The organism is Granulicella arctica (genome assembly GCF_025685605.1).
GTDB lineage: Bacteria > Acidobacteriota > Terriglobia > Terriglobales > Acidobacteriaceae > Edaphobacter > Edaphobacter arcticus.
The window spans coordinates 2,243,550-2,265,151 of sequence record NZ_JAGTUT010000001.1 but is presented as its reverse complement, the minus strand read 5'-3'; the positions used below and the strand labels follow the sequence as shown (position 1 = coordinate 2,265,151).

23 protein-coding genes are annotated in these 21,602 nt (G+C 59.0%); 9 read left to right on the top strand and 14 right to left on the bottom strand.

The genetic code is table 11. The features are described from left to right. Positions 1-136: 136 nt before the first annotated feature. The 3 genes from OHL20_RS09450 to OHL20_RS09440 are packed head-to-tail and all read left to right on the top strand — an operon-like array spanning position 137 to position 2,060. Complete coding sequence (locus OHL20_RS09450; RefSeq protein WP_263382943.1) at positions 137-691, top strand: RNA polymerase sigma factor; 555 nt, start codon at positions 137-139, stop codon at positions 689-691. Continuing rightward, entirely contained in the window at positions 688-1,284 is a 597-nt protein-coding gene (locus OHL20_RS09445) for a hypothetical protein (RefSeq protein WP_263382942.1), read from the top strand. The genes OHL20_RS09450 and OHL20_RS09445 overlap by 4 nt, the downstream gene beginning before the upstream one ends. A gap of 35 nt (positions 1,285-1,319) precedes the next feature. Next, the gene (locus OHL20_RS09440; RefSeq protein ID WP_263382941.1) at positions 1,320-2,060 is read left to right on the top strand and encodes a secretin N-terminal domain-containing protein; all 741 of its coding nucleotides are present in this window, start codon (positions 1,320-1,322) and stop codon (positions 2,058-2,060) included. Positions 2,061-2,099: 39 nt separating this feature from the next. On the opposite strand, the gene tgt is transcribed toward OHL20_RS09440, so the two are convergent. After that, on the bottom strand, positions 2,100-3,215 hold the full coding sequence (gene tgt / locus OHL20_RS09435) for a tRNA guanosine(34) transglycosylase Tgt (RefSeq protein WP_263382940.1): 1,116 nt from the start codon (positions 3,213-3,215) through the stop codon (positions 2,100-2,102). A 123-nt stretch (positions 3,216-3,338) separates the two neighbouring features. On the opposite strand from tgt, the gene OHL20_RS09430 reads away from it, so the two are divergent. From OHL20_RS09430 to OHL20_RS09420, 3 genes are all read left to right on the top strand, one after another. Continuing rightward, entirely contained in the window at positions 3,339-3,680 is a 342-nt protein-coding gene (locus OHL20_RS09430; RefSeq protein WP_263382939.1) for a hypothetical protein, read from the top strand. Between the two features lie 79 nt (positions 3,681-3,759). Further along, entirely contained in the window at positions 3,760-4,200 is a 441-nt protein-coding gene (locus OHL20_RS09425; RefSeq protein WP_263382938.1) for a hypothetical protein, read from the top strand. Positions 4,201-4,226: 26 nt separating this feature from the next. Further along, positions 4,227-5,270: an alpha/beta hydrolase gene (locus tag OHL20_RS09420; protein WP_263382937.1), complete on the top strand. Its 1,044-nt coding sequence runs from the start codon at positions 4,227-4,229 to the stop codon at positions 5,268-5,270. A gap of 3 nt (positions 5,271-5,273) precedes the next feature. Here the strand turns inward: OHL20_RS09420 and OHL20_RS09415 are convergent, their stop codons facing one another. After that, positions 5,274-6,167 (bottom strand): hypothetical protein, encoded by an 894-nt coding sequence (locus OHL20_RS09415; protein WP_263382936.1) that lies wholly within the window; start codon positions 6,165-6,167, stop codon positions 5,274-5,276. Between the two features lie 94 nt (positions 6,168-6,261). Between OHL20_RS09415 and OHL20_RS09410 the strand changes: the two genes are divergently transcribed. Next, on the top strand, positions 6,262-7,371 hold the full coding sequence (locus OHL20_RS09410; protein ID WP_263382935.1) for a tetratricopeptide repeat protein: 1,110 nt from the start codon (positions 6,262-6,264) through the stop codon (positions 7,369-7,371). A 57-nt stretch (positions 7,372-7,428) separates the two neighbouring features. On the opposite strand, the gene OHL20_RS09405 is transcribed toward OHL20_RS09410, so the two are convergent. The 3 genes from OHL20_RS09405 to lpxC all read right to left on the bottom strand — a co-directional run bounded on the left by OHL20_RS09405 (position 7,429) and on the right by lpxC (position 9,630). Continuing rightward, entirely contained in the window at positions 7,429-8,124 is a 696-nt protein-coding gene (locus tag OHL20_RS09405; RefSeq protein WP_263382934.1) for a CADD family putative folate metabolism protein, read from the bottom strand. Positions 8,125-8,220: 96 nt separating this feature from the next. Further along, positions 8,221-8,694, bottom strand: a complete 474-nt coding sequence (folK, locus tag OHL20_RS09400) for a 2-amino-4-hydroxy-6-hydroxymethyldihydropteridine diphosphokinase (RefSeq protein WP_263382933.1) — start codon at positions 8,692-8,694, stop codon at positions 8,221-8,223. 12 nt (positions 8,695-8,706) lie between these two features. Continuing rightward, entirely contained in the window at positions 8,707-9,630 is a 924-nt protein-coding gene (gene lpxC, locus OHL20_RS09395) for a UDP-3-O-acyl-N-acetylglucosamine deacetylase (RefSeq protein ID WP_263382932.1), read from the bottom strand. A gap of 148 nt (positions 9,631-9,778) precedes the next feature. On the opposite strand from lpxC, the gene OHL20_RS09390 reads away from it, so the two are divergent. Beyond that, positions 9,779-10,912, top strand: coding sequence for a M20 family metallopeptidase (locus tag OHL20_RS09390; protein ID WP_263382931.1), 1,134 nt, complete (start codon positions 9,779-9,781; stop codon positions 10,910-10,912). 1 nt (position 10,913) lies between these two features. Here OHL20_RS09390 and OHL20_RS09385 read toward each other — a convergent pair whose 3' ends face one another. The 4 genes from OHL20_RS09385 to OHL20_RS09370 form a co-directional block, all read right to left on the bottom strand. Further along, the gene (locus OHL20_RS09385; protein WP_263382930.1) at positions 10,914-11,474 is read right to left on the bottom strand and encodes a Maf family protein; all 561 of its coding nucleotides are present in this window, start codon (positions 11,472-11,474) and stop codon (positions 10,914-10,916) included. Beyond that, positions 11,475-12,383 (bottom strand): D-hexose-6-phosphate mutarotase, encoded by a 909-nt coding sequence (locus OHL20_RS09380; protein ID WP_263382929.1) that lies wholly within the window; start codon positions 12,381-12,383, stop codon positions 11,475-11,477. A 74-nt stretch (positions 12,384-12,457) separates the two neighbouring features. Further along, on the bottom strand, positions 12,458-12,838 hold the full coding sequence (locus tag OHL20_RS09375) for a YidH family protein (protein ID WP_263382928.1): 381 nt from the start codon (positions 12,836-12,838) through the stop codon (positions 12,458-12,460). Between the two features lie 35 nt (positions 12,839-12,873). Then, positions 12,874-16,566, bottom strand: coding sequence for a TonB-dependent receptor (locus OHL20_RS09370; protein ID WP_263382927.1), 3,693 nt, complete (start codon positions 16,564-16,566; stop codon positions 12,874-12,876). A gap of 179 nt (positions 16,567-16,745) precedes the next feature. Here OHL20_RS09370 and OHL20_RS09365 point away from each other — a divergent pair, with 179 nt between their 5' ends. Further along, entirely contained in the window at positions 16,746-17,408 is a 663-nt protein-coding gene (locus OHL20_RS09365; protein WP_263382926.1) for an HAD family hydrolase, read from the top strand. On the opposite strand, the gene OHL20_RS09360 is transcribed toward OHL20_RS09365, so the two are convergent. The 5 genes from OHL20_RS09360 to OHL20_RS09340 form a co-directional block, all read right to left on the bottom strand. Further along, positions 17,398-18,096 carry an endonuclease III domain-containing protein gene (locus tag OHL20_RS09360; RefSeq protein ID WP_263382925.1) on the bottom strand — a complete coding sequence of 233 codons (699 nt, stop codon included), beginning with the start codon at positions 18,094-18,096 and terminating at the stop codon, positions 17,398-17,400. The two genes, OHL20_RS09365 and OHL20_RS09360, sit on opposite strands and share 11 nt — an antisense overlap. 2 nt (positions 18,097-18,098) lie before the next feature. After that, on the bottom strand, positions 18,099-19,019 hold the full coding sequence (locus tag OHL20_RS09355) for an isoaspartyl peptidase/L-asparaginase (protein WP_263382924.1): 921 nt from the start codon (positions 19,017-19,019) through the stop codon (positions 18,099-18,101). 36 nt (positions 19,020-19,055) lie between these two features. Next, a complete protein-coding gene (locus tag OHL20_RS09350; RefSeq protein ID WP_263382923.1) occupies positions 19,056-19,586 on the bottom strand; it encodes an OB-fold putative lipoprotein in 531 nt (176 codons plus the stop codon). Beyond that, positions 19,562-20,683: a hypothetical protein gene (locus OHL20_RS09345; protein WP_263382922.1), complete on the bottom strand. Its 1,122-nt coding sequence runs from the start codon at positions 20,681-20,683 to the stop codon at positions 19,562-19,564. Before OHL20_RS09345 ends, OHL20_RS09350 begins: the two co-directional genes overlap by 25 nt. A 251-nt stretch (positions 20,684-20,934) precedes the next feature. Then, positions 20,935-21,567 (bottom strand): CDP-alcohol phosphatidyltransferase family protein, encoded by a 633-nt coding sequence (locus tag OHL20_RS09340; protein WP_263382921.1) that lies wholly within the window; start codon positions 21,565-21,567, stop codon positions 20,935-20,937. Positions 21,568-21,602 lie beyond the last annotated feature (35 nt).

Genomic DNA, 21,602 nt, shown 5'->3' with positions numbered 1-21,602 from the left:
TTGGACCTACGTGCAAGTCGACCCCTAAGTCCATTGTTTTGTTAGACCTTTGACTTGGAAAGAAAAAACAAGAGTCCCCCAAAAAGAAAGTCGAGCGAAACTCCCCTCCACCCGTCAGTCTCAATAGAAGGGACTTATGACTTCGATTGAGGAATGCACCCTGGCCATGTTGTCCCTTGAGAGCGAGCGAGCCGATACCGACCTCGTCGCCCTCGTAGAGACGTATGCCGCACTCCTCTTTCGAGTCGCCCACTCGATCCTGCGGAGCAAGCCAGAGGCCGAAGACGTTGTGCAGGATGTCTTCGTGCGCGTACTCCAGCATCGTGGAACTCTACCGGTCGTCCGCGAAATGCGAGTCTGGCTGGTGCGCATCGCCTGGAATCTCGCCATCGATCGAAGACGGCGCATCAAGCCGCAGCAGTTCGATGAAAGCTTTGCCGACGGATTGGTCGCGAGCACGATCCCAGCGGATCAGTCGATGGACGAAAGGCAGCGGATGAAGATCGTCCTGCTCGAGATGGAGCGATTGCCCAAGGGCGAACGTCACGCGCTGCTGCTCTCGGCGGTAGAAGAGCTGGGAACACCGGAGATCGCCGCAGTGCTGGGCAGAAGCGAGTCTGCCGTCCGTGCGCTGCTGTTCCGCGCACGAGCAAGGCTTCGAGAACGGCTCGCAAGAGGAGGAACGAGATGAGAGAGCGCAACGAACACGACGAAGCAATTGACAAGGTCCTCGCGGGATTACGCGACGTCGATCCATCACCTGGAATGAACCGCCGCATCCTCACCGCTGCGCGAGAGCGCGCCTCAGTCCAGTCAAGTTCGCCCTGGTATCGATTGGGCTTTGCCTGGCCTTCTCGCTCACTCGCAACTGGTCTACTCGCAAGTGCGGCAGTCGCAACGATCGTTGTCATTGCCTTGTTCGCGATGAATAGCCGTCCCATCGCGCCCCCATCGTCGCAGGCGAGACTAAGTCCAAAGCTACCTGTGACCGTGTCTCCAGTCTCCTCACCAGTGCCTGTCAACGATGCACGACCGAGGCTCGTGCGCAGCGTGCAGCCTGTCCGCGATCGAGCCCGGGTGACGAGTCGTCAGCCTCAGCTTGTCAGCTATCCTGCACCGCCGATGCCGCTGACCGAACAGGAAAAGTTGCTGCTTCAGATCATCCACAAGAACGACCCAGTCGAGATTGCCCTGCTCAATCCAGACTTACGTTCCCGCCGAGAGGCTGAGGATAGGGACAATTTTCAGAAATTCTTCGATACCTCCACGACGAAGAAAAACTAACCACTCCACCAACGCAGCGCAGGGAGACACACTCGATGAAACTCGCAGCAGGCATCTTAGGACTTACACTCGCCATGGCACTTGGCACACCAGCCGCGGTCGCACAGGCCGACCCCTCTCTCCCGAAGTCGACGGATGTCATGGAGACCTTCTACCTGGTCAACATCAGCCAGAAGGATGACGCTATGGAGATCGTCACCGCCGTGCGCAATCTGATTCCGCCCAACGCACGGGTGTACCTGGTCCCGAACCAGAACGCGATTCTCGTGAGCGGAACCCCCGAAATGCTTGCGAGTACGCGCAAGGTCATCGAAGCCCTTGACCGACCGCGAAAGACTTATCGCCTGACCTATACGATCACCGAGATGGATAACGGCAAGCGGATCGGCGTCCAGCACTTCACGATGGTCGTTGTCTCAGGCCAGAGAACGACCTTGAAGGAAGGCAGCAAGGTGCCTGTCGTGACCGGAACGTACAATCCCGGAACCTCCTCATCACAGAGCCAATTCACGTATCTGGATGTCGGCATGAACTTCGACGCAACGCTTGATGAATCCGCAAACGGAGTACGTCTGCGAACCAAGGTAGAGCAGTCAGGAATTGCAGAGGAGAAATCTCCAAACTTAGCCCTGGCGAACGACCCGATTGTCCGGCAGACCGTGCTCGAAGGCACGTCCATTCTGGCACCAGGTAAACCGCTGGTGCTTGGATCGGTCGACGTTCCGGGAAGCACGCGGCACCACGATGTTGAGGTGGTCGTAGACGTTGCACGATAGCCAGGAGGGCCTCAGCCAGAATATCCGCTGAGGCCCGGACTAGGTAAGAGCAAGCGTGTTGCGAACCCGCTCCATCGTGTCCAGATAAAAAGCAAGGTTATGAATGGAGTTGAGCACCGCGCTCAAAGGCTCTCCTGACGCGAAAAGATGCCGCAGGTAGGCCCGCGTATAGCGTCCGCAGACCATGCAGGAGCAGGTTGCATCAATCGGCCCTTGGTCCTCGGCGTAATCCTTCTTCTTGATGTTCAGCCGGCCCTCAGACGTGAAGAGCAGACCATGACGCCCGGCACGCGTGGGCAGCACGCAGTCCATCATGTCGACGCCCATGCGGGCGTACTCTTCAATCTCGTCCGGGTAGCCGACGCCCATCACGTAACGCGGCTTGTCTTTGGGGAGATGCTCCAGAGTGCGCGCGATCATCTCTCGCGTCACGTCGCGCGGCTCGCCCACGGCAAGACCACCGATCGCGTAGCCGGGAAAGTCCATCGCGACCAGCCGCTCTGCGGACTCCTGCCGCAGATCAGCGTACATACCGCCCTGCACGATGCCGAACTGGGCCTGCGTCTTGCCGTCGAACTCCGGCCCCCAGGGGCGCAGATGTTGATGCGCGTCGAAGTGATCCTTGGAGCGCTGCGCCCAGGCGTGGGTAAGGCCCATGGACTCGCGAGTCCGCTCCCACGTCGCGGGCGTCTCCACGCACTCATCGAAGACCATCGCGATGTCAGCACCTAGCGCTATCTGCACATCCATCGAGTGCTCGGGCGAGAAGAAATGTTTGCTGCCGTCGAGGTGTGAGCGAAACTCGACGCCCTCTGTCGTAACCTTGCGAAGCGAACTCAGGCTGAAGACCTGGAAGCCGCCTGAGTCGGTCAGCATCGGGCGATCCCAGCTCATAAAGCGGTGAACGCCACCCATGCGCCGCACCAGCTCATGGCCCGGTCGGAGATACAGATGGTAAGTGTTTGCGAGGATGATCTGTGCGCCCTTACCGCCTGCGCCAATCTCCTCAAGCAGGCTCTGCGGGACGGCCTTGACGGTGGCTGCTGTACCGACGGGCATAAAGACCGGGGTCTGAACGACTCCGTGGGGCAGGGTCAACTCACCGCGCCGGCCTCCACTCTCAGCCGTGTTGCTTACTTCAAATTCCAGGGACATTCCTCTGATTGTAGAAGCTTGCGGATCACTCGACATTTTTGCTTGACGGTCCAAAGCGCCGCGCGTAGAGTTTCCGCTCGAAGCACCCGGGCCTCCGAAACATGCCGTTATCAGGAGGATTCAATGGCAACCGCTCCAAAAACCCTCACCCTTGGCGACCTCTCCGGCGCAGTTCGATCGGCAGTCGCCCACCTCAAATTACCTTCCAACACAGGTCCGTACGTCATCATCAACCCCGGCATCATCTGTGGAATCCTTATTGCTGAAGAGCTCGCAGAGTTGCGCCAGGCAGAACAAATAGCCGCTACCATCGCCAAACAGGTCTCCACCCATATCGGAACTCCTGTGGCACCCGTCGTTCAGCAGGCAACTGCCGCAGCGCATGGAGCGGATGCATTCCGACCAAACCACATCATCATGGGATACAAGCCGGAGCCGAACACGTTCATAAGCTTCGAACTTTAGCTCTCCTCTCAGCGGCATCACTACATCGATGGCGCGAAGGCACGTCCCTGCCTTCGCGCTTCAAAAGCAGGAGTATGCGATGACCTCGGATCGTCACGTTGAAGAACAACATTTGATGTGTCCCAGCGCTCAGCCTGAGATGATGAACAGTCGCGTTCTCGGGGTGGTTGGCGGTACGCTTGAAGCTCCCGCTCTTGCGTATCTTAATCAGTTTCTGCCGGTTACGGATGAGTTGCTGGAGATGACGCAGCCAGCCAAACCAACGCAGGTGATGCGCTTTGCGGCTCCCTGCCAGGAGAAGCTCTGCTCGCACTTCGACGGTAAAGATTGCGGTCTTGTGACGCGCATCGTACAGATCTTACCGGCAGTTACCGAGGCGCTCCCACCGTGCCTGATCCGCATCGACTGCAGGTGGTTTCAGCAGGCTGGCCGCAGTGCGTGCCAACGCTGCCCACAGGTCGTGACACAGATCGATGAGCCTACAGACAGTATGCGCATGGCAGCCCTGGGTCATCTCTAACGCGTGGGCGTTATAGTGGACTCGCCATGATGAAAGCACTTTCGCTCGCCTTGATCCTTGCGCTTCCCGCCGCCGCTCAGAACAACTCCGGTCCTGCACCGAAAGGTCCGCCGCTCACAGCGGACTCGATGCAGCAGCCAGGCGTGCCAACGGGCAAGCTCTCGGAGAAGCTGACACACATCAGCAAGATCTACGACGGCATGGTTTCGAACTACTGGATCTATGTTCCGGCGCAGTACGATCCGAAGGTTCCAGCGGCGTTGATGGTCTTTCAGGATGGCTCCGGCTATGCAAAGCGCGACGGCGATCATCCTGCATTGAATGTGGTCGATAACCTGATCGCGCAACACAAGATTCCGGTGATGATCGCCATCTTTACCGATCCCGGCGACATCGCAGCATCGCCGAATACACCGACGTATAAGTTCGTCGATGCGTATGGCAAGAAGTGGTCGCGTACCCTGAAGGACTCCATGCGCTCAACGGAGTACGACACGGTCTCGGACCGCTATCCACGCTTCCTCCGCGATGAACTCATCGCAGAGGTTGCGAAGAAGTACAACCTGCGCAAGGATGCCTATAGCCGCGCCATCACCGGGCTCTCGTCAGGCGGGACCTGCTCCTTCAACGCAGCGTGGCAGCAGCCGGAACAGTTCAGCCGTGTAATTACATGGATTGGCAGCTTCACCAGTATCCAGTGGCACGAAGATCCTGAGGTTCATGCCGGTGGGCAGGATTACCCTGAAAAGATTTTGCACGAGCCGCAGCGCAACCTGCGTGTGTGGATCCAGGATGGCTCGAACGACCAGGAGAACCCGAAGTATGGAAGTTGGCCGCTCGCCAATATCCGCATGGCAAACGCGTTGAAGCTGAAGGGATATGATTTCCGTTTCAGCTTCGGGCAAGGGCCGCACAGCGCAGTCGAAGGTGCCGCCGAGTTCCCCGAGGAGATGACCTGGCTCTGGCGCGACTACGACCCTGCAAAGACGGAGCAGACCTACACGCAGGATCCTGCCGAGGCGAGCAAACCGCCGTTCCGCGTGTCGATTGCGAATCGCGAGGCGAAGTAGCGGCTACTGCTCCAGCAGGGCTACTGCCTGTGGAACAGTCATATCGATTGGGAGCAGCTTGAAGGCGCTGTGTTCGGCGTGCTCCTTTTTACCGATCGCTTTGAAGAAGATGGCGCGTCCATCGATGTCGGTATCGAGAATCGCTGTCTTCCATTCATCGCCTGCGACGCGGTCGCGAGTGGTCGCGAAGTTGCTCCCTGCCTTGATCGTGGCGACCAGTCCAAAGCCGATGTTCACGTCCTCCGGCATGCGTCCTTCGATCGCGTGCAGCCGGATTGCCGGATCGATCTGCACCGATCCTGACATCGCATGCAGCACCCGCTCCTCCATCGACTTGGGGCTGTATGCCGGGTCAGGCCTGAAGTGGATATGCGCGAAGTTCCCCTCCATCGTTGGAGGATCGAAGAGAAATGCTTGCGGCAGTAGATCGAGCATCTGCTTCGCGTGGTGCTCATCATTTCTAAGCGCCTGCTCGTGCTTCTGAAACACGTCGGGATGCGCAGCGATGTCAGCAAGACGGGCGCGTTCGGCAGAGGCGCGATCCGTGGACAGCGGCTTCTCGTCCTCTGCAATCAGCATCCGTACCTTGCCCGCGTTGGTCTCTGCAACACGTTCCGTCCAGAGGTGCCCGCCAGTACGATCGGATCGCTCCTTTGACACATAGAGGTAATGGCCGCGATGCTGCTCAGCGGCGCTCTCATTGGCCACCATCTTCGCTACCAGTTCCTTCGCCGAACTCTGACCTTCAAGAGATACGCAGATCGATAGCAGTAACAGCAAACCCCAAATCTTCACAAAGAACTCCCGCCCTACAGTCTGATGCATGTGGAATGAAGATTCGCTGAAGATGTAATTACGAGAGTCAGGCGTTTTGTTCCGATGAAGGTCAATCGTCATTCGAGAGACCAATCCTTAACGTCACATCTGATCCTCTCATCGATAATGAGAACGGGGTTGAATCCTGATCGATTCGATTCGAGGAGAAGAACCCATGCCTCTTGGCCGCACGTTCATTCCTGTAGTGCTCACCCTCCTGTGCGCCGCTACGCCGGTGACGGTGACGGTGACGGCCCAGCAGACCACCGCGGCCGATGCCCTGATCGCGGACGCGCACTATCTCCGGGCTCGTCCCCTCACGCAGGCGACACTGCAGAAGAGCCCCGATGACGTCCACGCGATCATCCAGAGTTCAATTCTCTCGTGGGCCTTCTTCCACTTCGACGAAGCGATCACAAAGGCCGAAAAGGCAGTGGCGCTCGCCGATAGGAGTGCCGACGCACACACCCAGCTGACCAATGCTCTCGGGGCGAAGCTGGTGAGCAGCTCGGCTGGAACCTTCGAGAAGATGAGCCTCGCTCGTCGCTTCCGCAAGGAGGCCGACCTTAGCCTTGAGCTCGACCCGAAGAGCTTCGACGCGATCGAAGATTCGGCCCGCTTCTACTGGAATGCACCGAGTGTCGTCGGAGGCGATCGATCGAAGGCGCAGCAGCTTGCCGACCGGCTCACGCATCTTGACCCCACCCGCGGCGCAGCCTTGAAGGCTGGATTTGCGGCAGACGAGAAGGACAAAGCAAAGCGCGACGCCGCCACAGAATCCATCTGGAGAACAGCCGTAGCCGCGCAGCCCGACAGCGCGGACGCCCATGCCGGCCTCGGTGCCGCCTTGTTCGAGGAGGGCAAGCTGCCGCAGGCGGAGGCCGCAGATCGCCGTGCCATCGCGCTTAAGCCGACTCGCATTGCGCCCTATCGTCAGCTCGCCGTGATCTACGCCACGGCAGGCCGGTGGGATGATCTCGAGAAGCTCTTGAAGCAGGCCCATACTGCCGTTCCGGACAACCTGAGTCCCGACTACCACGCTGCGCGGATCATCCTGACGAACAACGCAGCCGCGCAGCTTGGACATGCCGAGCAGTATCTTCGGGCGTATCTCGCGCAGCCAGCGGAGGGTGAGGAGCCGAGCCATGCCGCGGCCCATTGGCGGCTGGGCCTGATCCTCGAGAAGCAAGGGCGCAAGAACGACGCGGTGCAGGAACTGCGTGACGCGGTCCACGAAGATGGCTCTCTCGAAGACGCGAAGAAGGACCTGAAGCGCCTCAGCTAGCAAAGAAAAAGCCCCAAGCGCTCTTCAACGCATGAGGCTTTCACCATATCCGCAATGCTAGTTGGCGTTCGCCTTCATCCGTTCGCGCTCTACCCCATCAAGAGCCATCCAGAGCGCCTTCGCGGCCTGTTCCGCTGCATCGAGCGCAGCCTCGGCTGCGGCAGGATCTATCGCAAGCTGTGCATCGATAAGGCCACGCCAGACCGCCGCATGATGAACATCCGCCGTGCGGTGGAGCGTAAAGTACCGGGCAGCCGCTCCTTCGGTACCGTAGTGCTCCGCTAGCCCGGCAGCCTTGGTTGCCGCAATCGCCGGCACCTTGGACTCGTACGCATAGAGAGCAGCGAGAGCCGCGACGGGAGAGCCGTTCAGCATGAGCTCACGATAGGTCGCCTGCAGGGCAGCCATCTCTGGCTGGACCGCACGAGCTTCGACATCAGCTCGTGTCGCATCCATTCCCGCCGCGAAGTCCATCCACAGGTCGCTGTGCGGACGTGCTGTCGCCGCCTCAACGCCTTCTTCTTCGATCAGGTTACGCAGTACCTCACGCCGAAGCTCGCCATCCGGCAGACGCGAGTGCAGCGCACTGAGGTAAGTCGGAAAGGCCGAGACGTGGTGCCAGTACTCCGCGGCATACTCACGCAGGTCGGTACGAGTCAGCTCGCCCCTGGACCATGCCTGGTAAAACGGGTGCTGCAGCAGGTTGAAGGGGGCAACACGCTCTTCGAAACGAATCCAGAACTCAGCGTTCATTTGGTCTTCTCAAACTCTCTTGCAGATTTCTCCACTGCCCTGATGTGGGCTCGCGGTGATGCTGAAAGTCTACCGACAGTTGAGGATGAACGATAGTCACGGAAGCTGCAGAAGGAGCTCCGCAATCGTCTGATCGAGCACGGGGTGACGAAGGGAAGGCGCAATTTCGGCCAGCGGTTCAAGAACAAATCGCCGCTCCGCCAGCGCCGGATGCGGCAGAGTCAACTCCGCCGTCTGCATCATTACGTCGCCGAACAGGATCAGGTCGAGATCAATCACCCGCGGCCCCTTGGCGACAGAGTGCGAACGATCACGCCCCATACTCTTCTCAATGCCCAACAGGGCGCGCAGCAGTTCCACGGGATCAAGCTCCGTCTCGAGCAGAAGCGCAGCATTCAGGAACTCCGGCTGCTCAAGATAGCCGACGGGGTCAGTCTCGTAAAAGCTGGAGATGCGCTCCACGTCGCCTAGCTCACGGACGCGCACAATCGCTTCGTGGAGGGTCTCAGCCCGGTCGCCCCATTGCGATTGTAGGTTCGAACCGAGTGCGATCGCCGCAAGCTGCTTCATGGTTTGCGATGCCTACGCGAGCGCGGTTTGTAGCCGGGGAGCAGGCTTGCGCTCAGCGACATGTGCGGGCAGATGATCGTATCCATGGACCAGCTCCCATGCCGAACGGTCACGCAACAGCCGCTGGACAAGTGCCGTATGCATCGCATGGCCGGCCCGTTCAGCGACCACATGGCCCTCGATGCGTTTCCCCGCAAGCGCAAGGTCACCGATCAAGTCCAGTACCTTATGCCGAACAAACTCGTCTGAAAAACGAAGCGGCCCGTTCTCAACACCCTTTTCACCGACAAGGATGGCGCAGTCGTCCGAAACCCCACGGATGAGCCCCATGTTACGCAGCATGGCCTCGTCACGCTTGAAGCCGAAGGTCCGTGCCGGGGCAATCTGCCGTACATAATCCCCCACCGCCAGATCGCCCTTGAAGGTTCCGAAGCCGATGGGTGCAGGGAAGTCGATCGTGTATTGAATGCTGTAGCCAGAGCCCGGATAGACGCCGATAAATTTGCTCCCATCCCGAACTTCGACCTCCTTCAAGATGCGGAGGTACTCGCGGCGGCGGCGCTGCACCTTCAGCCCGACGGTCTCGAAAGCCTGCACATAGGGCAGGGCGCTACCATCGAGGATCGGCACCTCAAGGTTATCCACTTCAACAATCACGTTATCGACGCCGTAGCCGATAAGGGCTGAAAGCAGGTGCTCGGTAGTCGAGATTAGCACGCTCTGCCGCATCAGGCTGGTGGCATAGCTCACCTTGGCGACATTGCGCCCGTTAGCCGGAATTTCAAAGTTGTCGAGATCGGTGCGGCGGAAGACGATTCCTGAGCCAGCAGGCGCCGGTATAAGCCGCATGGAGACAAATGCCCCGCTGTGCAGGCCAACCCCGCTAAACTCCACTTCCGACCGAATTGTCTGCTCAAAGTGAGCGCCTATTGCCACGTTATCGTGCCTTCGACTACAGAGTGCAGATTACAAGGGTATACATCAAATGGATTGTGTCAAATTGGACACACTTAGCACCCGCTATTGACTCTCCAGATTCATCCCTGAGCCGGTCTAACGAACGTTGCTGCTATAAGATGCGCACATGGACGTGCAGAAATTCGCAAAACTCGCCGCGGACAGGTCTCGATGGATAGACGAGACATTGCGCCAATTGGTGTCGATTGAATCGCCCACAGGAAATCCGGCGGCGGTCAATGGGGCAGTCAACTTCGTAGCGGAGGTCGCCAAACCACTCGGCGGACGAACCAGACTCCACAAACAAAAGCAGTTCGGTAATATTGCCGAAATCCGCTTTGGCTCTCCTCGCTCAAACGTCAAACCAATTCTCCTTCTGGGACATCTGGATACGGTATGGCCGCTCGGCACGTTGACTACGATGCCGTGGCGCGTGGCCGAGGGGCGGTACTGGGGACCCGGCGTCCTCGACATGAAGGCAGGCGTCGTGATGGCCTTGGCTGCAGTCGGCGTGTTGCGGGAACTTGGCGTCAAGCGGCCCATCACGCTCCTGCTCAATAGCGAGGAGGAGGTCGGCAGTCCCGTCTCGCGAGCCATCACCGAGAAGCTGGCGCTCAAGTCCTCCGCCGTTTTCGTGCTCGAACCAGCGCAGGGGCTCGCCTATAAGACGGCCCGAAAAGGGGTAGGCCTATACACGCTGCAGGTCGAGGGCGTGGCAGCCCATAGTGGCGTCGACTTCGAGCGCGGCCACTCGGCCATTCTGGAACTCGCCAGGATCATTCAGACGGTTTCGAGCTTCACGGACCTAAGCACAGGGCGAACCGTAAACTGCGGCGTCATCTCCGGGGGAACGCGCTCGAACGTAATCGCCGCCTTCGCGACCGTCGAGGTCGATGTGCGCATTGCCAAAGCCAGCGATGCTGCCATGGTCGAACGCCTGTTCCACAGGCTCAAGCCCACCAATCAGCATTGCAAGCTGACCATCTCGGGCGGAATCAACCGGCCACCGATGGAGCGGAAGGCGGGAACGATCGCGCTGTTCAAGCAGGCACGAACGATCGCCCGGGAGCTTGGCTTCTTGCTCGACGAGGCCGCTACCGGCGGTGCCTCGGACGGCAACTTTACGGCCGCTCTTGGCGTGCCTACCCTCGATGGCATGGGAGCCGTGGGTGAAGGAGCGCACGCCGCCCACGAGTCAGTAGTGATCGAACACCTGGTCCCGCGCACCGCGCTGCTTGCAGCGATGTTGGCGGCAAATTAGCCTAGCGAACCGTCTCCAGCATCGCCGAGACGCGCGCTAGCGGCAGCCCGACCACGTTGAAGTAGCAGCCTTCAATCCGCGGAATGAAGCGCGCCGCCCGTCCCTGGATCGCATACGCTCCCGCCTTGCCCATCGGTTCACCAGAGGCGACGTAGTCGGCAATCTGCCTCTCGCTCAAGGCGATCACCTCCACGTCCGTCACCTCGGCAGCGACCTGCCGTGACGTCGCGGAAACGAGCGCAACCCCGGTGATCACCTGGTGCTTCTTGCCGGAGAGCAGCCGCAGCATCCGCACGGCATCCGCGTCATCGAACGGTTTTCCTAAAATCCTGCCCTCGCAAAGCACAGTCGTATCCGCGCCCAGCACAATCAATCGCGACTGGTTGCTATGGCGAGCGAAGACGGCAGCAGCCTTGTGCTCAGCAAGCCGTTTTACATAGACGATCGCGTCCTCGCCGAGCTGTGGAGTCTCATCGATGTCAGCCGTCTCCACGTCGAAGGTCAGCCCGATCTGGGTCAGCAACTCGCGGCGACGGGGAGAGGCGGAGGCCAGTACAAACATCTACGCACCCGCCTCCAAAGAGATATGCGCCTGCATGGTGTGGCTTTCACCGCGCTGCAATGTCACAGGACTTTCAGACGCGTTCACCGTTTCGACGCAGAGAAATTCATGCCACTCGTCTTCCCCAAGATCGGCCATCGCTTTCCAAGGATTGAAGACGACCGTCGTATCGGAGTTCGTCTTCGCGACCACGATGCGGCGCTTGTTCAAGCCATCGTGCAACACGCAGGTAGCCGCGGTGTGGTTGTAGATGCGGTCTGTGGCAGCCGCGAAGGCCAACGGAGCTTTGGCAGCAGGCTTCGCAGCGAAACTCTCAATCTTGTCGAGGTACGGCGTTGGCTCGAGGCCGGTCAGCGTCGTCTCATGCACATCGCCGACGGCAAAGTAGGTATGCAGCGCCTCTTCGAAGACCAGCGGCTTGTCCGCGTCATTGGCAACGGTCAACTTCATCGTCAACGCGTGTCCAATCGTCAGGACATACGCGACGCGAAACTGATCGAACCCCATCGACTTGCTGAGCGCGTTTGGCGCAAGAGTAAATGTCAGGTGCATCTCCTCGCCCGATAACGCGGCGAAGGCCAGCGTCCAATCCTGAATGCGAGCGAAGCCATGCGATGGTCCAGGCTTGCCATCGACGCGATCGGCCTTCGAATCCGTTGCGAACCATGGGAAGGCAATCGGCACGCCACCACGGATCGGTTTGCCCGGGGCGAAGTCGGACTTACGGCTCATGAATAGAACCGACTCCTGTCGGGCAGGCTGCCAGTGCGTCAGGTGCGCACCCTGTAGATAGACGGTGGCCGTCGCTGCGGGTGTCTTAACCTCGACATAGATCATGCCAGTAGGCGTCTCATGAAAGCTGAGCACACCAGGCATTCCGAATTGTTCTTGAAGTTCCTTAAGGGTCACGCTGCATCTCCGTACCGCAAGCACCAGTGTATGCAGGTTGCGCCGTGTATGGTAGCGGCGGCTCTTCACGAGAGTTAGCGAACGAGAACAAGGTAGAACGCCATGCCGATTCCCACCGCAGCCAGTACGAGGGCAAGCAGGATGGCGCCCCTCGAGACCTGGCCGGGAATCCACGTTCCCTCGCGCAAGGAGCGAACGAGCCGCATGTGTTCCACTACCGCGCTGACGTTGACGAGGACACCTAGGCAAACCAGCGCAACGCCCGACCAGAGCGACAATCCCGTAGCATGCGGCGAAAGGTGAGTCTCACTCGCCCGAAGTTCGCGTAGAAAGAGACCGAAGCGGCTGACCGCGAAGCCAATGCCCATCAGACCGAGGCCCGTCCTGATCCAAGCCAGAAAGGTGCGCTCGGCAGCGAAGTACACGCGTGGGTCTTTCTCTGCTGATCCGTCCATGTCCCAGATTGTAGCGAGCCGAAGGACTCCCGCACTCAGAACGATAGCCGCGCACCAAACTGGAACTGCCGCGGGTCCGACGATGCAGTGGGTACTCCCGCCGCCGTGTACAAAAGATTCACGTCAAAGACGTTGTTCTTGTTGATCAGGTTGAAGCCATCCGCCGTCACCTGCAGAGCAATCTCATGCGGAAGCGTAAAGGCCCGGGCAAGGCGCAGGTCAGTAAAGACCACGTACGGCTTGATGCCAGTATTGCGGCTGAGTGAACCGTTGAACGCGCTGTCATTGGGGCCCGCTCCAACCGGTGCATCGCTATAGCAGGGAAGGTTGAACGCTCCAGTCGGCGAATACTTCGAGAGAACCGGCGAGGTGCCGCAGCTCGTCGGGCCAGACCCGATCGCAACCGCGTTAGGACGGTCCGTGAGCGGGTCAAAGTCGAAGTTGGTATCCGTTCCCGTAAGTACATTGAACGGTCGACCGGAGGAGATCTCGATGATTGGAGCAACGGTAAAGCCCGAAAAAACTCCCGGCAGAAATCCTGAGCCCTTCCTCTTTCCGCTGTTATAGACGCCGCTAAGCACAAGGCGATGCCGCTGATCGAAGCTGGAGATTGCCCGCTCAGCATTTGGGTTGAAGTTATTCTGCGGTGCGTCCGAAGTCGAGACGACGTCGGTGGAATCATCAATCGCATGTGACCAGGTGTAGCTCACAAGGAACTCGTACGTCGTCGAAAAGCTCTTCTTCAAGTTCACGCTGAGCGCGTTATAGCTCGAAGTTCCGGTCGTCAGATTGGGCGTCATATCGCCGAAGGGAACTGGCTGCCCGACGCCCAACCCATCGACCGACGCAACCTCGCTGGCCAACGCCACACACTGGCCTGCTCCCTGCGCGACAAGGAAGTTCGCGAGCGAGGTATTCAGGCCGGAGCGACGGAAGAAGTTCAGCAGCGGTGGTGCAACATACGGACCAGTCGGGCCGACGCCGCACGGGACCGTCCCACTCGCCGTCGCGACCGTAAGCGGATTCGAAGTTGGTCCGGCAACCTGCGACTGGGGCGTTCCCGGGAAGACCGTTGCGGTACCCGCCTTCACCGCGGCAACAGCGTTGCGCCAGTTAGCTACCAGCAGCGCAGGATTGACAGGGTTCACATTGATCGGACGGTTGAGGTGCCGACCGCCTGTTGAGTTGAAGGCTACATTCAGAGACAGCCCGCGACCCAGATCCTGCTCAACACCGAACGAGATCTGCTGCACATACGGTGTCTTGTAGTTCAGGTCCGCAGGAAGCCCCGAGGGCAGGATCGCCAGTGGAAATCCGGAGGTCAGATAGTTCTGATTCACGAATAGCGACGCGGAGTTATTCGGATCGAAACGCTGCTGCGTCGGCTGATAGTTCAGGCTGGCCAGCGGAAGACAATTCGCATTGCTCAGCGAACCCTGAAACGTATTGGTGGCATTCAGGTTGAGCGGGCTTACCGTACTGGCCGCGTTGCAGGGCGAACCACCTGCAAGGATGACCAGCGGCACCTTCGTAGAGTTGTAGCTGTTCGATTGAGACTCCAGATTACCGGGTGCGCGATCGTAGAAGAGGCCATAGTTCGCACGAACGACAGTCCTGCCCTGGCCGGTAAGGTCGTAGGCCACACCAACCCGCGGCGCTACATTCGCCGCCTGCAAACGGATGCCCTGGCGAATGCCGTAGATCCTCTCGGCCGACTGCGTCATGCCATTCAGCGCACCCTGTGTCGGGAACGCTTCGACGTCATACCGCACGCCGTAGTTCAGCGTCATACGGTTCGTAATGCGCCAGCTATCCTGCAGAAACGCTCCCAACGTCTTGAGGTCGTACTTGTACTGCGTCACGCCGATCCCCTGCGCGAAGGACTGCGGAATCCCAAGCCCATAGGCCTGGATCGGTGAGAAGCCCGGCAGTCCCGCCAGCAGCGGCGAGACGTCGGTTGCGTTGAGCGCGGCAAAGGTATAGTCGCCGCCACCATAGAGCTGTCCCTGCTTCAGATTGATCGGAATGTACCGCAGGTCGATGCCCGCCTTCGCCGTATGGCGGCCCCGCGTGTAGGTGAAATTATCCTGCAACTGCGTCTGGTCCTCCACCCGATCGACGACCGAAAACGGCGTCTTGCCGAAGTAGGCGAAGCCCGGAATATTTACCGCGACCCCATTGCCCCCTGCAGAGTTCGAATTCGAGAAAAGCACAGGGTGACGGCTGAACTGAATGCGTAGTTCGTTGACCTTGTTATTGCCTAGCAGCATCGTGTGCTGCCCAACAATCGAGTAGTCGTGAAACGACTGCGTCGCCGTCCGCGAGAACGCATTCTCCCCAAAGTTCTGATTGGCCGCATTCTCCTGGATGCCGCTCACAAAACTCGGACTCACATTGCCGCGCAGCAGCAGTTGCTGATTGCCGGTCAGTTTGTGGTCGAGTCGCAGGCTATAGATCTCCGTCTTCTCTGAGATGGGAAAGTTGCCGATCAGTGAGTTCAGCGGTGTAAAGCTCTGCGGCGTCGCCTGACCCGAGGTAACGAAGTTGCTTGCCCCGATCGACGACTGCAGGAACGCCGGATTCTTGCCGGTCAACGCCAGCGCCGAACTCGAACCAACCAGCGCGACATACTGCTGGATGCCCGGTGTAGCGGCCGGTGCGGCGGCCAGAAACGCCGCCTGCTGGGCAGTTCCCTGGATCGAAAGCGACCCACTTGGAAGCCCATAAAACTTGCTGACATCGACACCCGTCAGGCCAAAGCCGCCCGCGCCAATGTCTGAGAAGCCCGTCTCCTGCCGACGTGTGATCTCCGTGGAAAAGAAGTAAAAGGTCTTATCCGGAACGATCGCACCGCCCACGGTAAAGCCCGCCTGCACGCGGGTGTAAGCCGGTTGATAGACCGTCGAAAACGGATTCGTCGCCTGGATATAACGGTTGCGCAGAAAGCCGAACGCGCTGCCGTGCGTCTTGTTGGTGCCGGATTTCGTGATGATGTTGACGACACCGCCGGACGCTCTCCCATACTCCGCCGCGAAGCCGTTCGTGATGATCTGGAACTCCTGCACCGCATCCTGCGAGACAGTGGCACGTGTGCCGCCTGACACATAATCGCCCGCATCCGCGCCATCCACGTTGATGGAGTTCGAGCGCGCACGCACACCGCCGAAGTTCAGCCCCGACGTCGGAATCGCTCCCACCGACGGAGCCGCATCCCGGGCGATCTGCGAATTTGTGAGCGTGAAGTTGATGTAGTTGCGCCCATTGGTCGGCAGGTTGGTGATGCGCAATTGATCGACCGTTGTGGACTGCGAACTGCGCTGCGTTTCGATGATCTCTGCCCCTGAGGTCACGTTCACCGTAGCCGTGCTCCCCACCGAAAGCGTCAACGAGAGATCTGCCTGCTGACCCGTTGTCAGCACCACATTCTGGTCAATCAGCTTCGCAAATCCATTCGCCGTGGCCGTGATGGTGTACACCCCCGGCGGCAACAAAAGCGCCTGGTACGCGCCCTGTGCATCGGTCATCACCTCACGATCAAAGCCCTTCGAAGCGTCCGTGATCGAGACCGCAGCGCCGGGAATCACCGCTCCCGACCCGTCACGCACGGTGCCATTCAGTTGTGCAGTCGAGATGTTCTGCCCGCGCAGGGCAGGTGTGAGAAGAAGAGCGCCGCTAAGGAAAGAAAACAGGGCCCGACGGACGATGCTGAAGGGCGTGCGAACAGCCATGGTGAAGCTCCTTGTGTACGACCACGGACCACGTATTCAGAACTGTCGTGAGCGGCAATCGATGTGCCGCGAAGTTCTACATGAATGGGTATTCATTGTGCAAGTGAATATCCCGGCGACAGCGACCATGCGTTCGCATCCAAGCCTCAGGACAATGAGTCAGGAATGAGGCACCCATCGTGGTAAAAGCAATTCTGTGCGACATCGACGGTACGCTAGTCGACAGCAATCATCTCCATGCCAAAGCCTGGCAGGACGCCTTCGCCGGGATGAATCTGGACGTCAGCTTTGAAGACGCGCTCGCGCAGATCGGCAAGGGCGGCGATCAACTCATCCCCGTGTTCGTGCCGAAATACAAGGTGGAGGCCGTCCAGGAACCGCTCGAGGCCTACCGCAAGTTCATCTTCCAGACCGACTATCTTGCGCAGGTCAAACCGTTTCCGAACGTCCGCGACCTCCTGCTCCGCCTCAAAGAAGCAGGCATCCGCCTGTCGCTGGCCTCCTCAGCAAGCACGGAGGATCTGAAGACCTACAAGAAGATCGCCAACATGGACGACCTGATCGAGCAAAGCTCCTCCGCAGACGATGCAAAACGTAGCAAGCCGCACCCGGATATCTTCTCCGCCACACTCAAGAAGCTGGGCATCCCGGCAGATCAAGCCATGGCGCTCGGCGACACGCCCTACGACGCGGAGGCTGCCGGCAAATGTGGCCTTCGCACGATCGGTGTCACCTGCGGCGGCTGGTCTGCGGAGGAGTTGAAGAAGGCCGGATGTATCGAGGTCTACCGCGATGTAACCGATCTGCTGGAACGCTTCGACACCTCAGCGCTCATGCGCTAGGTGGCGCGGCAGCGCCAGTCGGGCACATCTCGCGCAAAGGACACCGCCAGCATGCAGGTGCGGTCTTGCTCAGACAAGTCTTCTGACCATGCAGCTTGATCAGGCTATGGTGTTCGTCCAGCGTCTCAGCAGGCCAACTGGCCGGGGCCATCTCCATCAGCCGTTTCTCTGTGGCGGCCGGGTCAGCGTTCGCCGCAACGAAGCCGAGTCGTCGCGCCACCCGCAGATGATGGCTGTCCACACACATCGCCCGCCGCCGCAGCGTGCTGAAGTTCACCACGGCGGCACTCGTCTTCACGCCGCAGCCGCCCAGCTTCTCTAGCCATCGGCGGATCTTGTCCGTCTGGTACGTCGCCATCCAGTCAAGCGTCAACGATCCGCACCGTGCCGTAATCTCCTCAAGATCCGCCTTCAGCCACACGGCCTTTGGCTCGGGATGGTTAGCCGCGCGAATCGCATCTTCAATCTCGGCCACGGGCGCATCCCGCAGCCGCTCCCACGTCCCAAAGGTCGCGCGGAGATTCCGAAGCACCTCGTGCGAGACCTCGGTATACGTCTGCGACGACAGCACCGAGTAGATGAATTGTGTGAGCGGGTCCCATACCTCAAGGCGAGGCTGAGGCCCATAGAACGCCAGCAGCCGCTCATGCACCTCTTCTAACCGATGATCCTGAAAGAGTCCGCTCATCCCTAGTTTCGCGTTATACCCAGTTGTCGACCCTCCGGCGTTTGCAATCCCCAGGCCATGCGCGGCGTGTTGTGAGCGATCCCGATCCGGCCATCCGGTCCAAGCAGGATGATGCCGCCGTGCCCGCCGAGCCGGTCGAAGAGATACTTGATCGCCTCAGCCGCAGCATCTTCCGGCGAAGCTCCCGCAGCAACGCGATCGACCGCCCACTTGCCCAGCACCAGCTTCATGATCGGCTCACCCCATCCCGTCAGCGACACAGCCGCCGAGAGATTATCCGCATAGCATCCGCAACCGATCAGGGAAGAATCCCCTACTCGCCCGGGAGCCTTGTTCAAGGTTCCACCCGTGCTTGTCGCGGCAGCAAGGTTGCCGTGAACATCCCGCGCCACCGCCCCAACCGTATCGTGCGAGTCCACCGGACCGGAGAAGGTCGTATCGCCCAGACCAGCCAGCTCCGCCTCCTGCGCTTTGTAAAGCCGCTCCTGCTCGCGCGGAATCACCAGGTCCATGTTGTCGCACAGCGCCATGCCATGTTGCCGTGCGAAGCGTTCCGCCCCGGCTCCCACAAAGTACACATGCGGCGACTCATCGAGCACTAGCCGCGCCGCATGGATCGGGTTCCGCAGTCGTTCGACACACGCCACGCCGCCCGTCCGCAGGGTAGCGCCATCCATCAGCAGGGCGTCAAGTTGCACCTTGCCGTCGCGCGTCAGGAACGATCCGCGACCAGCGTCAAACGTCTCATCATCTTCCATCACGGCGACCGCCGCCTGCACCGCATCGACAGCCGTTGCACCCCGCTCAAGCAGCGCATAACCGGCAGCAAGCGCATTCGCAATGCCGTTTTCATGTGCGGCGATACCGTCATCCGGCATAGCCCACGCACCACCGTGGATCAGAAGCGTAGGAACAGAAAGCATAGCCTTCAGTCTATCGAAGTAGATGCGGAGCGTCGTTCAGATGGGGCGGCAGGCGCGAACGATCGGATTACCGCCGATCATGCTATCCCCCCGGCAAAGAAGGTGAACCTCAGCCCCCGGCAGGAGTGTTTGAGGAACGTAGCTCAGGTCCGGGTTGAACTCGGCGTAGACAAACGAGTCCTTGTCGTGCGTCCGCAGTTCAAGGTACACCGCTGGCTCAAGGCGTCTGTTCACGCCATTCACAATGCCCGTTACGATCAGCAACTGGGTATCGAATCGTTGATCAGGAGTGGCCCCGATGGTCAGGTCCTGACTGTAGATCGTGTAGAGCTCATCCGCAGTTACATGCTTCGCTACCGCAGTATCAAGCGCTGACGGAGTCGGCTCCTGCAGGCTGGCACTCCTTGCAGGAATTGAGACAACTCGCTCACGCGGAGAATCATTACAGCCGAAGAGCGCGCCTGTCATCAAACACACAAGAAGAATAAGCCCCAGTCGAAACCGGCATCGTTCCAAGGCGCTGAGTTGATTCTGCGGCTGCCCTAAACGGAACGCCAGGGCTGCCAACTCATCTCGGGCTCGGCAAGGATCTGCGAGAGGAAATTGGTCTCCGGCAGAAGGCGCTTGCTGAGTACGCGCAATATGGGCAATAACCATGAACCTCTGACGACAACGATATCGCGAACGTCCTCCATCGCAAACGAAAATTGCATCGCGTGCGGTGTGCCGCCTTCGATATACATCTTCTTGGTTCCAAGCGAGATCTCGTGCTCAATAAAATACGAGCGCATGACTGTACTGAGAGAGTACGCAGGCAGATCGGCACGATTCATCTGCCAGTCGATCTCCACCATATCGTGATACCGCCGACCTCCGATGATGCTCAACCAGCGGCCATCAGAACCCTTGATGCCACAGAGAAACATTCCCGGAACCTGTGCCACGACTTCGTAGCGCCATGCAGCACGTTCATCGGGAACAGCGTAGGCACACTCAAGGTTGAACGCCTTGAAGTCATCATGGCTGATCTCAGCCTTCGCGACAAAGAAGCATCCAAGCTGGGCCTCGGCGCGGCGCCGATAATAGCGCATATTGCTCCGGGTCCGCTGTCCGATCTTTGCGAGGGTCGCATCCATCGACGTCTCAAGCTGAAGATAGCTTGGAATGGGCCGATGACGCGTAGCGTAGATCCAGTCCTTTCGCACCGTCGAGGCATTCGGAACCTCAACCTGGTCCTCTGACGCAAGCTCCAGCAGTGTCTTCATCACCACCCGGGCGCCTCGCTTCATCAGCGCCTCTGCCGCCAGGCGGGCAATCAGAATTCTCGATTCAGGCGGTGCAATCAGCGTTCTGCGACCGGTTGTATCGTCCGTGCTGAAGATCCCGGTCCCGATCCCGAGAAATCGGTACTCATAGATCAGCAAGGCACCAATCGCATCCTGAGCAATAATATGTCGCTGACCCTGCTCCTTGTTGCCAATCAATAGAAGGTGCGGATTCTTCTTGAGAGAGTCTTCTGAACTCAAAAAATACTCAAGATGATCCATCGCCCCCTTTTGGCCATAGCGATTGCTCAACTCGACTAAGAAGCTTTTCTGCGCGAGAATTTTTTCGCGACCGGTGACCAGTTGCGTTCCCATTGAGATCGTTGGAGCCTTCGTCATCTTTAAGGTATCAACAGATAGCATAGAAGAACTAGCAACTAAGGACGACGACATAGGGGTGCTCACAATACGCTGGAGAACCCTTTCGGGATTGTCCAATACGGAATTTTTATACTAAGCTGACTGCTTCATCGACGATGTGACTGTGCAGATGAGCGCATAATCCGTTATATCCAAATAACTCAGTTACTTAGGCAACACTTTGGTAACTAAAAGTAAACTAACTAGTTTGGTCTTACGATACTTACGTTTTATCGTGCCGGAAGTAGCTTGCGCCGCTCTGTCTCAAGGTAGGTGTACCGAATACGATGAATCACCGTAATTGTTGATAAGGTCGCTAAAACCCAGAGCGCAGGCGCCATCACGCCCCACCGATTGCATAGCGCGCCAAGAATCACGAGAACAATGCGTTCAGGGCGCTCCATAAAACCTACCTTGCAGCTGCCAATGAGTGCCTCCGCGCGGGCACGCGTGTAGCTCACCATCAAAGCCGCCGTCATACAGAAAGCGACCAGCACCACATAAAAGAAGCGGTTGCCGCGCGCGTAGTACACCAGCAGGCCGAAGAATAAAGCCACATCCGAGTAGCGATCCATCACCGAGTCGAAGAACGCGCCGAACACAGACACTTGTTTCGTCTGGCGAGCGACCCGCCCATCCACCATGTCAAAGATGCCCGCCCCGATGATTACGAGTCCGGCATAAAGAAAGTAGCGCACCGCATGATCGCCTCGGGCAAAGCCAAAGAAGATTGCGGCCACAATATTGATCAGTAGTCCGATGAAGGTCAGGGCATTGGGCGAAATGCGTGTCAGGGCAAGACCGTCAACGATCTTTTGCAGCAACCAGCCGCTGCCTTTGCCGAATGCGCTTGTCCAGGTCAAACCGTGATGCCCTCACACGTGCCGCAACGGCCGGA